Origin of the sequence: Novosphingobium sp., assembly GCF_041905565.1 — a bacterium.
Lineage (GTDB): Bacteria > Pseudomonadota > Alphaproteobacteria > Sphingomonadales > Sphingomonadaceae > Novosphingobium.
In genome coordinates, this window is record NZ_JAYRKX010000009.1 from 74,390 (window position 1) to 88,004 (window position 13,615).

Here is a 13,615-nt window from a genome sequence, read left to right on the forward strand (position 1 = left end):
CGTGTCGGAACCGAATTCCATCGATCTGAACGGCGCAACATCCTGAATCCCTCCCATTTGTCGTAACGGCAGCAGGGCGGGCTTTCACGCCATCATGCGCCAAACTTCCAGGGCGAAATTGCCAGCAATGACCAATCAGGAGAAATATAATCTACTGATTGATCTATTCGTTTAGATTATTGATCTTTGACCCGCAGCACCTGGCTCGCCTCGGCTTGGGCCACCAGGCGGGCGGCATCATCCGCACTGATCCATCCGGCGGCGCTGTGGCGTTGTGCTGCATCGCGAACCTTCGCAACGAAACCCTGATGGTTGCCATAGCGCTCCTCGAGCGAGAGCCGGGGATCGCCGGTTGCCAGCCGCTCCGCGCGGGTCACGGCGAAGGGGATAAAGCCGCCGGCGAAACCGCAGCCCGCCCCTTTGTCGAACCCGGCCGCGACCACGTTCCAGCCAAGATAGGTTCCGATTGGGACCATCAACTGCACTGATCGCACTCCCACGGTCTCGTTGCCGTCAACATCGACCCTCGGCACGGTAAGCTGGACTTCCTTGCCAAGCTTCGGGGGCAGCTGCTGGAGCACGCCGCTCATGTCCTTGCGCTGGAATCCAGGGCCGAACAGCTGACTGACCATGCGATTGAGCTTGCCATCGGGCACGGGCGCGCCTGGGATCGCCGGCCAGCCCATTGCCCGACCCTCGGCCGGGACCAGATCGCCCCTGGCCAGCAGCGGGTAGCTGCTCGGCGGCGGCGCGGTGTCGTTACTGACCCATTCGACGAGCCGCTGTCGCAGCATGACCAGTTCGGGCATCATCGGGTTGGGATTGCCCGGCAACACACAGGTGGGCGGCACTGGATCGCCTCTCACCGGAAAGCCGCCGCTCCACGATCCGCCGTGGGTGACAGAGGGGAAATAATAACGCCGCACGCCGTCCGGCACGGGAATATCGCGGTCTGCGCGGGTGCCGACCAGCCCTGGTGACATACGCAGCCCCCACAGCTCGGCCGATCCGAAGGTCTCGATCACCTTGGGGCAAGTGCCGCTCTGGGTGCACCGATCAAGCAGCGAGGTGGTGCCGAGCCCGCGCGCGGTATCGTTGTAGCGTCCCCACCACAGCGTCCCTTCGCTCCCCGCCTCGCCCGGCCGGGCCGCACCGCCGGGAACGGCGAAACGAATGTTGAGCGGAACCTGCCGGGCCGCGATGTTGGGGTTGACCCCGTCGAACACAATCCGTCCGTCCTCGTCGGCGTTGAAACCCAGGTTGACGAAGCTCTTGAGATAATTGCCCGACTGCGAGGTACCCGAGGCTACTGCCCAGCGGATGGTCCGCGCCGGGTTGGGCGTCCCTGCATCGTCGGCGCCGGCATGGCGCAGGAAGGCCACCAGATCGCGCGTCGCGGCAAAGCCCACGCCCATCACAAGCGGGTCCTTGCCGGTATAGACCAGGTTGTAGGCCCGCGCCGGATCGAACCCGCCGCGCAGGCACAGCTTGGCCGGGTCGGGCTTGCCGGGGAACGGCACCTGCGAACAGTCGGCAAAGGCCCACTGGCTGGCGGGCAAGCGGCGCACGCGTCCGCCGGGGCGGTCCTGCACCAGCAGCCGGGCCCTGCGTGTGTCGAGCGAAAGCGGCGCCGCGAGCGCGGTGGGCAGCCCGATGCTCCCGGTGATCGGCAGGGTGGTGGTCCCCGCCGGCATGTCGACGAAGCGCGCCAGCACCGGCCCGGTCAGGGGCTTGCCGTTGCGCAGCCGCGCGACAGGTGCGCGCAGGGTCTGGAGCCCCAACCCCTCGGGCAGGTCACCCTGCCAGCCGCTGATGACCCGGACATGGCCATGGGGATCGGCACTCACTCCGCCGTTGCCGCGGTTGGGCACGTCGTAGAACAGCACCCCGCTGCCCTTCGCGGGATCGACCGGGCGGGCGAGGGCAAAGGTGGCGGAATATTCGACCATACCGCGCGCATTGCGGGGGGCCTGGGGAATGTCGGTGATCAGCGCATTGCCGGGGGCCGCCGGATCGATCTCGCCATAAAAGCGCCCGGTTACGATCTCGTAGGGCTCGGCCCCGGGCAGCGCCGGGGCGGGCTTCACCGTCTCGGACTCGATCCGGGTGACCTTGGCCTGCGCGGGCACCGGCGGCACTGCCGCCAGGGCTATCACGCCCAGGGCGACAATCGGCCGCCGATCAGCTCTGGTCATCGGTCTGCTCCGGGATGGTGAGGGACAGCAATTGCATCGCTAACGTCTTTCCATGCGCGTCTAGTGCCAGCGTGCGGGTCACCCCGCCAGGCAGGGCACCTTCAAGGACGAAATTGAGTGCTCCGATTCCCGGCAGTTCAAATCGCGTCAGCCGCCGGCACTGGAGCGCGGCAAAGTGTTCGGCGACACGCTCGCTCGTCACCCAGCGAACAAGCAAAGCAAAGTCAGCGGCCCGGAACGCGATCACGGAAATCTGTGCGATATCCCCTTTATCGCCGGAGCGGACATGGGCGATGTCGGCCAGTTGCATGTCAGGCCTCGATCATTGTGACGCGGCAACGCACGTTGTCGCGCGGGATCAAGGTGGAAGCGACAGCCAGCACCTTGCGGGTCGATCCACTCGCACCGCCACCTCCCGCAGGACCGTTCGTGTAAAGCGCCTCGACTTCTGCGCCAATGCACTCGGCAGTGGCCTGGTCCGCTGCACGCCCGGAAATCCGGGCCATGATCTCGCTCGGCTCCGACCGAGTCGACCCTCCCGTCCGCGCCAAGGAATTAATTCCGATCAAGTCGAGCGTCAGGTCGTTAACCGCCGCACCCGAAAGTGCCAGCCGCTCGCGCACGATGGCAAAGGCCAGCTCCGCCCGCGCCTGCGCGCCGGGTCCGGCGTAGCAGATCTGCCCCTGCCCGACCCAGCCATCCTCGTAACTGATCGATACTTTGAGCGTGTCAGGCCGTGGATGCCCGGTGCCGCCGCGAACCGCGACCAGATCCGGCCCCAACTCCTCCACCTCGACGCCCGAAAAGTCAGCGGTCACATCGGCCTGCAGATAGGCGCTCGGATCGAGCACCTCGTAAAGCACTTGCTCCTTGCAGGTCAGCGAATCGAGCCGGCCGCCCGAGGCGGCGACCTTCGAGAAAGTAGCCAGTCCGTCCTCACCAACATCGGCGAAAGGGAACCCGAGCCGACTCAAGCCTCTGACATCCTTGCGCCCCGGATCGGCAAAATAGCCGCCGGTCAGTTGCCCGGCACATTCGAGCAAGTGGCCGACCAACGTGCCGCGGCCCAGCAGTTCCCAGTCATCCATTGCCCAGCCGAACTCGTGGATCATCGGTGCGACAAAAAGGGCCGGGTCGCAGACCCGGCCGGTAACGACTACATCGGCCCCTTGCGCCAGCGCCGCAACGATCCCGCCTGCGCCGAGATAAGCATTGGCTGAGACCATCACATCAGTGAGGTCGCGGCTGGTCCCGGTGCGATCGAGCAAGGGGAAGTCGCCGCGCCCGACGATGTCCGCAACGTCATCGCCCAGCACGGCGGCAACCTTCAGGCCGTTAAGGCCAAACTCGCGCGCAATGGCCACGATAGCCTCGGCAGCCCCTAGCGGATTGGCCGCGCCCATGTTGGTGATGATCCGGACCCCGCGGGCCCGCGCGACGGGCAGGATCGTCCGCATTCGGCGCTCAAGCAACGGGTCGAACCCGGCGCGGCCATCGCGAAGCCGCGCTGCGTGGGCCAGCCCAATTGTCCTTTCGGCCAGGCATTCAAAGGCCAGGTAATCGAGGTCGCCGTACTCGACCAATTCAAGCGCCGGTTCGATCCGATCGCCAGAAAAGCCCGCACCGGCGCCAATCCGGATCGTCCGGCTCACCGGAGCGCTCGCTTGGTCGCATGCACTGCACCGGCGCCTGACCGGTCGGTCGACCGAAAGGCGCTGGGATGTTCAGTGATGAACGTCATCGGTCGATTTCCTGGCAATCCCACTCCACCGCCATATAATCAGACCTCTGGAAATCCAGCAATTCGACTTATCTTATGAATCAATCAGTTTTCAGCATTGATCATGAAAGTCCCGACCTCATCGACAAAACTGCTGGCGGCGGGAGAGAGGCTGCGCCCGGCCAGCCGGCAGATCCCGATTTGCCGGGTGACGCGCGGCGGGGACATGGTCCGCCAGGCAATCGGCCCGCCGACCGAGAGCAGCGGCAAGGTCGAACGGGGCATCAGCGCGATCCCCAGCCCGGCTATGATGCAACCTCCGGCTGTCGCCAGCAGCGTACACTCGTAAGGCCGCGCTACGGTTATGCCGGCGCGGGCAAATGCGGCGTCAGTCAACACCCGCACACTGCTGCGCGATTCCATGCTGATCACCGGGCGCTCGGCAAAGATCGTCCACGGGGCAGGGTCCGGAATCCGGGGGAGATCGTCAGGGCGGCACACAAGCACGCAGTCATCCTCGATCAGCGGTTCGAACTCAATTCCGGGGGTCGCATTGGGCGGCGTGGTCAAAGCGAAGTCGATCTTCCGTTCCTGCAGACTCTGGAGGAGGTCTTCAGACAGGTCTTCGCGAATGATTACTTCCACCTTGGGGCGCGTCTTGCGAAATTCGGCGATCACTTTCGGCAGAAGGTTGGCCGACATCGAAGGGAGCGCACCAACGAAGACCCGGCCCTTCATCCCTTCGAAGGTCTGGTTGAGTTCGCGGAACGCCTGATCGAAGTCGCTACTTAGCCGCTCGACCGTCGGAAGCAGCGCCGCCCCCGCCGGAGTAAGCGCGACATTGCGCGAATTGCGGTCGAACAGGCGCACGCCGAGATCCTCCTCGAGCAGGCGGATCGTCCGACTCAGCGCTGGCTGCGACAGATTGGCTTGCCGTGCGGTCTCGCTGAAACTGAGCGAATGGGCGACCTGCAGGAACAGGCGCAGACTGAACAGGCTGGGTGAACGGTGCATCGGCGGACTCTCGGGTGAACGAACGCTCCTTGTCTATCAGCAAAGCTGATTGATCAATCCGCAAGTTCAATTTTGAAGCGCAGGCAATCCGGGTTAAACGCGTGTCAACGGGGGAGGCCGCCTTGTCACTTGCGACGCTCGGTTTTGTCACGATCGGGCTCTTTCTGGTTCTGACGCTGGCGACTCGGCTGCCTGTGATCGCCGCGCTGGTTCTGGTGCCCCTGGCAGCGGGCGTGGCCGGCGGATTCGGCGCGGAAATCGGTGCCTTTGCGCTCGACGGAGTCAAGACCGTCGCCCCGGTCACCGCGATGATCTTCTTTGCCCTGCTCTATTTCGGGTTGATGCTCGACCAAGGGCTGTTCGAACCAATGATCCGCAAGGTGCTGAGCCTGGTCGGAGAGGATCCACTGCGCCTGTGTCTCGCAAGCGCGGTGCTGCCGATGCTGGTGGCGCTGGATGGAGACGGCGCGACCACCTTCCTGATTTCGGTCACGGCGCTGCTTCCGGTTCATCGCCGGCTTGGGCTCAACCCGCTGATCCTGCCGTGCCTCGTCGCACTGTCGGCAGGGGTGATGAACATGCTCCCGTGGGGCGGACCGACCGCGCGGGCAATGGCAGTGCTGAAGTCCGATGTCAGCGGAATCTTCACGCCGGTGGTGCCAGCCATGGCGGCCGGCCTCGGCTGGGTGCTTTTCGTCGCCTGGTGGATGGGTCGTGGGGAGCGCAGGCGCCTTGCTGCTGCCCACCCAGCCCCGGGCGGAATAGTGCCTGATCCTGAAACACGCCCAAGCTCTTGGCGCTTCTGGTTCAACCTTGGCCTCACGCTAATCGTTATCGTGCTGCTGTTCCGTGACCTTTACGCAGGCTTGATTCAACTGCCCCCGTTACCGCCGGCGCTGGTTTTCATGGCCGCCTTCGCGATAGCCCTGCCCGTCAACTGCCAAGGTGCTGAGAGCCAGGCCCGGCAACTGGCATCCCACGCCGCCTCCGTGGCCAGCGTCACGACGATGATCCTCGCCGCGGGAGTCTTCACCGGAGTGCTGAACGGCTCAGGCATGACCAAGGCAATGGCCGAGATGCTGGCCGCTGCTGCTCCGGGATCGCTAGCCCCTTGGTTCAGTACGATCGTTGCGCTGACCGCCATGCCAATGAGCTTCGTTCTGCCGCCCGACGCATATTATTTCGGGGTGCTCCCGGTTTTTGCCGAGACCGCCGGTACGCTTGGCCAGAACCCGCTCGAGATCGGCCGCGGCGCGATTCTCGGGCAAATGACAACCGGCTTCCCGCTGAGCCCGCTGACCGCTTCGACTTTCATCCTGATCGGCCTTAGTGGCGTGTCATTGCGCGATCATCAGCGCTTTGCCTTCAAGTGGGCGTTTGGGTCGACCATTGTCATGACGGTTACCGCCTTGCTCACCGGTGCCATTTAGCCCATCCCTGCTCAACCAATGGCAGCTCTCGGCCGTCTAGATTGTCACATTGAAGGGCAGCTAGCCGACGCGGCCCCTGTCAAGCTACCCGGCACCCACGAAAATGGCTGCTTCCGACTAAGCCCGGCCATTCACCTCAATCGGCCAAATGACCGGTCTCGACAGAAGTGCTCAAGACGGTGCTAGCCGCCCCGCTGCGAAATCGCGCGCGAGCGCGACAAAGGTTTGGAAGGCCGCGGAGGAATTGCGCCGATTCGAATAATAGAGGCACAGCGGCGCAAGCGGCGGCGTCCAGTCTTCGAGAATGCGCACAAGCCGTCCCGCAGCGATGTCCTCGCGCACATCGGACTCCATTAGATAGCCGATACCCACACTGTTCGTGACAGCGATGCGCGCCAGGGAGGCCTCGTCGAGCGTCATCGGCCCCTCGACGTCGAGCTGAAGTGGTTCGCCGTCCTTCTCGAACCGCCATCGGAGCAACGCGCCATTGGGAAGCCGCCCGCGAATGCAAGGGTAAGGAAGCAGTTCCTGCGGCACTTGCGGAATAGCTCTGTCTTTAAAAAAGCCGGGAGACGCGACGACCGCGATGCGTTGCATCTGGCCCAGCGGTATCGCGATCGCATCGCTGGGCACCAGATCCGCACGGCGCACGCCCAGATCAAATCCCGCCGCCACGACATCGACCAGTCGCCCCTCGGTGACCAAGTCGATATGAACCTGTGGGTAGCGTTGCATATAGGTCAGGACCAGCGGCACCAAGATCTCGCGCGCGGCCGTTGCGAACGCATTGATGCGCAAAGTTCCGGACGGCGTCTCCTGTTGCGACCGCGCCGTATCTATCGCCTTCTGGATGCCTTCGAACGCTGGTTTGATCTGCGCGACAAAGATCCGCCCCGCATGAGTGAGCGACACGCTGCGCGTGGTGCGATTGAATAATCGTACGGCTAGGTCCCGCTCGAGCTTGCCCACCGCGTTGCTGATCGCGGTGGTCGACATACCGAGATCGAGCGCTGCTGCTCGAAACGAGCCGCATCGAACTATCGCGAGAACCGCCTCGAGCTCGATTAGCGAATGACGACTCATTATCCCGATCTCCGTAACACTCCATGCCGATTTGTCTCGATTATCAGGCGAGTTGTCCATCGCTAAGTAGACCTCGTCACCGACGAGGAGATTATGATGTCAATGGACCTGCCCAAGCCGATCACCGACTATGTCGAGGCGAACGCCCGTCTCGATATCGACGGTATGTTGAAGCCCTTTCAGCGCGACGCCGTCTTCATCGACAACGGCAAGCATTTCGAGGGCAAGGCTGCGATACGCCAGCTGTTTGAAAAAGAAGTGATCCCGGTGAAGGCGATCTTCACGCCGGATACTGCTCGGGAAGAAGGCGGCCGCTTCGTGGTCGAAGGCCCCGCCCATGGAAACTTTCCGGGCAGCCCGCTCCGCTTCATCTACCGCTTCACGCTGTCGGACGGCGCCATCGAGACGCTGGAGGTCACGTTATGACTATCAAGGCCGATCCCACCGAGTTCGCCGGCAAACGCGTTCTCGTCAGCGGTGGCACCAAGGGTTTGGGGCGCGCCACGGTCGAGCGCTTCCTGGCTGGCGGAGCCCGTGTCATCACCGTCGCCCGCACGATCAGGGATCCCATAGAGGACGTGGAATATGTGCAGGCAGATCTGACGACCGCCGAAGGCAGCGAGGCGCTGGGCAGAGCGGCAATCGAGCGGCTGGGCGGCATCGACATTCTCGCCCATGTCATCGGCGGCTCGACTTCGCCAGCGGGTGGCTTCGCCGCGTTGACGGACGACCACTGGCTTGCAGAGTTGAACCTCAATCTGCTGGCGACCGTCCGGCTCGACCGCTTGCTGATCCCACAGATGCTTGAGCGAGGGGAAGGCACCGTGGTGCACGTAACCTCGATCCAGTCCGTCCTGCCACTGCCCGAATCCACCACCGGCTATGCCGCAGCCAAGGCCGCGCTGAGGACTTACAGTAAATCCATCTCGAAGGAACTCGGTCCCAAGGGTGTTCGGGTCAACTCCGTTTCGCCCGGCTGGATCATGACGGAGGCCACCGGAGACTTTCTCGAAATGCTTCGGGCCGCCAATGGCGGCACGATCGAGGATGCGCGGCAGTCCGTGCTCGATGTTCTGGGCGGAATTGCGATCGGGCGGGGCGCCGAGCCGGAAGAGGTGGCCGATCTTATCGCTTATCTCGCCTCAGACCGGGCGGCTGCGATCCATGGCGCCGAGTTCGTCATCGACGGCGGGACTATCCGCACCGTATGAGGCGATTGCGGCTTGCTTGATACAAGCAGGCCGCGGCCGAGGGCTGCTACCGAAAGATTGCGTCTAGCCATGTCGGACACACCACCGCGCGAACGCTGCAGTTGGGCACAAGGCGACCCGCTGATGCGGGATTATCATGACGCCGAATGGGGCGTGCCACAGCGCGACTCACGGATGTTATGGGAAATGCTGATGCTCGAAGGATTCCAGGCAGGCCTCGCCTGGATCATCATCCTGCGCAAGCGCGAGGCGTTCCGCCAGGCGTTCGCAAACTTCGATCCGGTGAAGGTCGCTGCGTTCGATGAGGCGGATGTGGCGCGGCTGATGTCCGACCCCGGTATCGTCCGCGCCCAGGCCAAGATCCGTGCGACGATCGCCGGTGCCCGGATCTACTGTGAGATGGCCGAACGCGGCGAGAGTTTCGCGGAGTTCTGCTGGTCATTCACGGTCGGCAGGACAATCAAGAACCCCGGTCGCGAGTGGATCGCTCGATCTCCTCTATCTGAAACCATCTCAAAGGAGATGAAGCGGCGGGGCTTCAGATTTGTCGGGCCGACGATCGTCTACGCCTGGATGCAGGCCGTTGGCATCGTCAACGATCATGAAGCGAGCTGTTTCCGGCGCAGCATCGCGTGACCCTGACACAGCAGCGAATGGCCGCTCTCGTGCGTCAACTGCTCGCTACCTTGAGGGAGTCGATGATAGCGCGCAGTCCTGCCGAGATATACCGCCGCGTGGGGTAGTAGAGGTAAAGCCCGTCCTCGGACACAATCCAGTCGGCGAGGCAGGGCACCAACCGCCCAATCTTGATAAAGGACCGCGCTCGGTCTTCCCAGACATAGGCCAGCGCCACCTCGGCGAGTGCGGTTTACCATGACCGCCCCCGCCATGCTCGCGGAACAGATTCTGGTGCGGGTGTGCTGGGCGGCGTGATCGCGCTGTTCGCGTTCAGCCGCGCGGTGCAGGATCTGGTCGCCAGACGCGTCGCACTGTTCCCGACGCTCGCCCCGGCGATCGCCATACTTGTGGGCATCCCCTTGGCGGTGGCATTGAAACCGCGGTGCAGATCGCCGGACTGCTGATACTCTCTACCGGCATGCTGGTCGCGATCACTGGCGCAAAGTCTCTCTCGACTCGCTATCGAGCCTGATGATTCAACGGGCAATAGTGTCTCGCTGCCTTTACAATTTGGCACGCGGACCCACCCAGCTCAATTGCTCAGTTAGAATGCCGATTGGCCTCCTTAACTCATCGACCCGTGAACGAAAGGCCGGTTTTGACGAGTGGATCTAAAGCGTCGAACGTCAGCAATGTCAGCTATATCGGACATTCTCAAACGCCATTGGGCTGTGCCTCCGCTACGTCGAACCTTCATCCCTTCCAGCAACATTGAGGCATTGCGCAGGGTCCTATAATCCGAGTTGGTTTGCATGCACACCGTACGCAGTGGCACTGCTGAGATTACTCGCTGGAAAGCAACATTTTGGCGCGGAATTCGGGTCTGGTGTCAAAACGATTTGACAGCAATGTGCAATGTGAAAACGTAATCTTCCGGCAACCATATGCTTGAAATTACAACTTTATTCTACGATCTGAGAAAATTGCCACACATTGCGTTGAGCGCGGAGCATTTTTCGTCCCAACGTCGTCCGAAAACCAAAGTCCAGCACCATTTTCATCGCCGTCAGCGGTTCCTGCCGGAGCAGAATGCCGCCCAATCGGCCATGAGCTCGCGGCGCTTGTCGAGGTAGTTGGTGCGCCGGTAGGCGGCCTCGACCTTGTTTGCGATGGTGTGCGCCAGCGCTGCTTCAGCTACCTCGCCGGGGTAGCTGGTCTGTTCCGCCACCCAGTCGCGGAAGGCCGAACGGAAGCCGTGCACTGTGTAGGGCAACTCAGCATAGCGCAGGATCTTGAGCAGCGTCATATCGGACAGCGGACGGCGTACATCGCGCCCTGGAAAGAGCAAGTTGCTGCATGGCGCGTGGAACTGTCTGGCGCGCTCCAGCACGTCGATCGCGGCGGCGGAAAGGGGAACGACATGCTCCTTGCCGACCTTCATTCTAGAGGCTGGAATGGCCCAAATGTTGGCCTTCACGTCGATCTCGTTCCACTTGGCTCCGCGTACCTCTCCTGACCTAGCAGCGGTCAGTATCAGGAACTCCAACGCTGCTCTCGGGACACTCAACCGGGTGTGCAGGCGCGCCATGAATGAGGGCACCGTATCGTAGGGCATCGCGGCAAAGTGGCCATCCATCTTGGGCTGCCTAGGCAACACCCGGCTGACCGACCGCATGGGTGCTTCGGTGGGGCGCATGCCATTGGCATAGGCCCAATCCAGTACCACCCCGATCCGTTGCTTGACCCGCCGGGCAGTCTCTGGCTTGGTCAGCCAGATCGGCAACAGCACTTCGCGGATCAACGGGCCCTCGATGTCGTTGACCAGACGATCACCCAGCAGCGGGAAGGCGTAGCTTTCCAGGGTGGCAAGCCATTGGTCCTGGTGCTTGCCGTTCTTCCAGCTTGCCTTGTGCTCGGCATGAACCCGTATGGCTGCTGCCTTGAAGGTCAGAATCTCCAGCTTGCGCCGCTTGCGCTCCGCCACAGGATCGATCCCGCGCTGAATGTCACGGCGCAGTTCAAAGGCCGCATCGCGGGCTTCTTTCAAGGACACCAGGCTCAGTGAACCGAGCCCGATATCGCGCCGCCGACCGTTCACTGTAGCGCGGAGTTGCCAGTTGCCCCTGTTCGGTCCCGTCAATTCCAGGAACAAGCCGTCGCCATCATTGTAGCGCCCGGGTGTCTTGAGGTTTCGAATCTGCAGTGGCGTGAGCCGACCCATGATCGATCATCCTGTTCCGCCCCCACAATTTCCCCCACAATCCAAGCCGGATTTAGGGAGACCATCGAGAACAATATAAGAACATCAAAAGCTCGATCAAGGCCGAAAAGCCGCAGAATTCTGCGACCTTGAGGGATTAATCGGGCTTTCCTGGGATGATATAGATGGCGGAGACGGAGGGAGAGAATGTTTCCCATCCATTCCTCAATAAACTCAAGGATTTCCGCCGACAACCCCTGTTGTGTGGCACAGTTGGTGGCACAGTGTGGACCACCGCGCAGGCCCTAGGGAACACTGGCTTCTAAGGCCAACGCGGTAGAGACGCCGAGGCGAGCCTCGATGAGCTGTTGCAAGCTGTCGCGTCGCTGTTTCCAGAAGTCCTCTACGCCATCCAAACCGTCTGGCATTCCGCCAAGGAGATGCCGTTCAACATAACGGGCCTGCTCGTCAGGATGCTGGAAATAGGTCTTCATCCATTCGCTCGGCAAAGCCGCCCGCTTTTCGACATTCGCGGGACCGTCGAGCAATTGGATGTTGGCCAAGCTGTTCGCTGCCAAAGCCAGCCGTTCATGATCCTCGGCCGCGATACCGATCTTCTTGAGTTTCGCTGCGCTGAACCGAGAGATCGGGAAAACGTGGTCCAGATGGAATTGGTTGCGCAAATCTACAAAGGGAAACAGCAGAACCATCAAGGGGAACAGCCGCTTGTCGCCATACTGCATCCCAAGCATTTCCTCGACCTCTGGGCCGGTGAAATCAATCGACTTCCCGCGAGCCGCCATCCGTTCAGATAGCTGCTCGTACGGAAATAGGGTGGAACCATCCTCCTTGATCACGGTCCGTAGCGCAGTCAGGAGAATATCCAGGCCGCTGCCCCAGATGCCGCTAGCCTTGAGCAGCGAGCGCATGAGCCATTCGCGGATTGCACCGCGATCAGACGCGAATTGGCTGTGCGTGACGTAGTTTTCGGGACTGCCACGCTGGTAGAGGTAGTAGGCAATCGGCAGCAGTGCGCTATCTGCCCGAAGCGATTGTCCATTCAATCCGAAGCTGGCCGCAAGCTCGACGGTCCGGACCAGCGCATCGCGTATTTTGAGCCAGTTCGCTTCCAGGACACCCATGTTTGCGGCGGTGAAGTTCTCGACTTTGAAGCCCACGCTGGCGATGTCAGACAGCATCAAACCGGCCTTCAAGACGAAGTCTTGGCTCAATGCGAAGCCGGTGCCGATCTTGTTCAGATCATCAACAAGTCGATGGATCGCGGATCGGGCATCGACACTCTTCCACTGCGCAACGGCAATGCTCAGCAGGAGGTCAGAATACGACAGCACCGTTCCGCCGCTATTCAGGCGGATGAAGATGTTGAGAACGCGCTCAACATCTTGAGCTTCCTCTTCATAGTAATGGATCAGCGGGTCAACGTGCACGACGCGATGCAATCGGGAGAGCACTCGAAGTGCGCGCTTGTGCTGATCGCCAGAGAACCCGGCTTCGATCAACATATCGTTGAAGTCGATGACATCCTTGGTCTTGAGTATATCGCCGACACGGAACCAGAACTCGCCCTCGGCTGATGGCTCCTGCTTTTCATCGCGAAACCGGAAATCATACACGATCCCGTCCTCGTCAGGCTCCTGATCGGCGAGGAGATTGAGATGGAGGACGCGCCTGCGAAAGGCATCGGGATTGTTCCACCACTTGTTCGGCTGCTTCATCGTCATCGACCCGCGCAGGCCGATGTTCAGAGCTGTGAGGCGTTGCTGGCCATCCAGCACGGCTGTGACCGCCTGATTGTGGACTAGGCCAAGCTCCTCGCAATGCGCTTGGTCGCGCTGGTGATAGTGCAGCATGAACTTGTAAAACTTAAACTGGCCGCTCGTCTCGGGTTTGACCGACCAGAAGAGGAAGGTCCCGAACGGATAGCCTTGCATAAGACTATCGAACAATTTCTCGATCTGCTCAGGCTTCCAGACAAATTCTCGCTGGATTGCTGGGAGGACGTACTGATTATTGGCGATCTTGCTGAGTGCGGACTCGATAGTTCCGCCACTGTGGTATGTTCCCGTATTCGCGTACAAGATCGGTCCCCTAACCGTTTGTCATCTGATCGAAGTCCAGCTCGG

At 61.7% G+C, this 13,615-nt stretch carries 12 protein-coding genes; 5 read left to right on the forward strand and 7 right to left on the reverse strand.

The features are described 5' to 3' along the window. Positions 1 to 176: 176 nt before the first annotated feature. The 4 genes from ACE3N9_RS09185 to ACE3N9_RS09200 all read right to left on the reverse strand — a co-directional run bounded on the left by ACE3N9_RS09185 (position 177) and on the right by ACE3N9_RS09200 (position 4,929). The gene (locus ACE3N9_RS09185; RefSeq protein WP_374283083.1) at positions 177 to 2,195 is read right to left on the reverse strand and encodes an alpha/beta hydrolase domain-containing protein; all 2,019 of its coding nucleotides are present in this window, start codon (positions 2,193 to 2,195) and stop codon (positions 177 to 179) included. Continuing rightward, a complete protein-coding gene (locus tag ACE3N9_RS09190; RefSeq protein ID WP_374283085.1) occupies positions 2,182 to 2,505 on the reverse strand; it encodes a hypothetical protein in 324 nt (107 codons plus the stop codon). Before ACE3N9_RS09190 ends, ACE3N9_RS09185 begins: the two co-directional genes overlap by 14 nt. A 1-nt stretch (position 2,506) precedes the next feature. After that, the gene (locus ACE3N9_RS09195; RefSeq protein ID WP_374283087.1) at positions 2,507 to 3,847 is read right to left on the reverse strand and encodes an acyclic terpene utilization AtuA family protein; all 1,341 of its coding nucleotides are present in this window, start codon (positions 3,845 to 3,847) and stop codon (positions 2,507 to 2,509) included. Positions 3,848 to 4,020: 173 nt separating this feature from the next. Continuing rightward, a complete protein-coding gene (locus tag ACE3N9_RS09200) occupies positions 4,021 to 4,929 on the reverse strand; it encodes a LysR family transcriptional regulator (protein ID WP_374283089.1) in 909 nt (302 codons plus the stop codon). Positions 4,930 to 5,051: 122 nt separating this feature from the next. On the opposite strand from ACE3N9_RS09200, the gene ACE3N9_RS09205 reads away from it, so the two are divergent. Then, the gene (locus ACE3N9_RS09205) at positions 5,052 to 6,359 is read left to right on the forward strand and encodes a CitMHS family transporter (protein ID WP_374283091.1); all 1,308 of its coding nucleotides are present in this window, start codon (positions 5,052 to 5,054) and stop codon (positions 6,357 to 6,359) included. A gap of 171 nt (positions 6,360 to 6,530) precedes the next feature. Here ACE3N9_RS09205 and ACE3N9_RS09210 read toward each other — a convergent pair whose 3' ends face one another. Continuing rightward, the gene (locus tag ACE3N9_RS09210; protein WP_374283093.1) at positions 6,531 to 7,442 is read right to left on the reverse strand and encodes a LysR family transcriptional regulator; all 912 of its coding nucleotides are present in this window, start codon (positions 7,440 to 7,442) and stop codon (positions 6,531 to 6,533) included. A 96-nt stretch (positions 7,443 to 7,538) separates the two neighbouring features. Between ACE3N9_RS09210 and ACE3N9_RS09215 the strand changes: the two genes are divergently transcribed. The 4 genes from ACE3N9_RS09215 (at position 7,539) to ACE3N9_RS09230 (ending at position 9,735) form a co-directional block, all read left to right on the forward strand. Further along, positions 7,539 to 7,868, forward strand: coding sequence for a nuclear transport factor 2 family protein (locus tag ACE3N9_RS09215; RefSeq protein ID WP_374283095.1), 330 nt, complete (start codon positions 7,539 to 7,541; stop codon positions 7,866 to 7,868). Next, on the forward strand, positions 7,865 to 8,653 hold the full coding sequence (locus ACE3N9_RS09220; protein WP_374283097.1) for an SDR family oxidoreductase: 789 nt from the start codon (positions 7,865 to 7,867) through the stop codon (positions 8,651 to 8,653). The genes ACE3N9_RS09215 and ACE3N9_RS09220 overlap by 4 nt, the downstream gene beginning before the upstream one ends. A gap of 69 nt (positions 8,654 to 8,722) precedes the next feature. Continuing rightward, positions 8,723 to 9,289 carry a DNA-3-methyladenine glycosylase I gene (locus tag ACE3N9_RS09225; RefSeq protein WP_374283099.1) on the forward strand — a complete coding sequence of 189 codons (567 nt, stop codon included), beginning with the start codon at positions 8,723 to 8,725 and terminating at the stop codon, positions 9,287 to 9,289. A gap of 293 nt (positions 9,290 to 9,582) precedes the next feature. Beyond that, the gene (locus tag ACE3N9_RS09230; protein ID WP_374283101.1) at positions 9,583 to 9,735 is read left to right on the forward strand and encodes a hypothetical protein; all 153 of its coding nucleotides are present in this window, start codon (positions 9,583 to 9,585) and stop codon (positions 9,733 to 9,735) included. A 602-nt stretch (positions 9,736 to 10,337) separates the two neighbouring features. Here the strand turns inward: ACE3N9_RS09230 and ACE3N9_RS09235 are convergent. Further along, a complete protein-coding gene (locus ACE3N9_RS09235; RefSeq protein ID WP_374283102.1) occupies positions 10,338 to 11,492 on the reverse strand; it encodes a tyrosine-type recombinase/integrase in 1,155 nt (384 codons plus the stop codon). Positions 11,493 to 11,776: 284 nt separating this feature from the next. Continuing rightward, entirely contained in the window at positions 11,777 to 13,570 is a 1,794-nt protein-coding gene (locus ACE3N9_RS09240) for a DUF262 domain-containing protein (protein WP_374283104.1), read from the reverse strand. Positions 13,571 to 13,615: the final 45 nt, after the last annotated feature.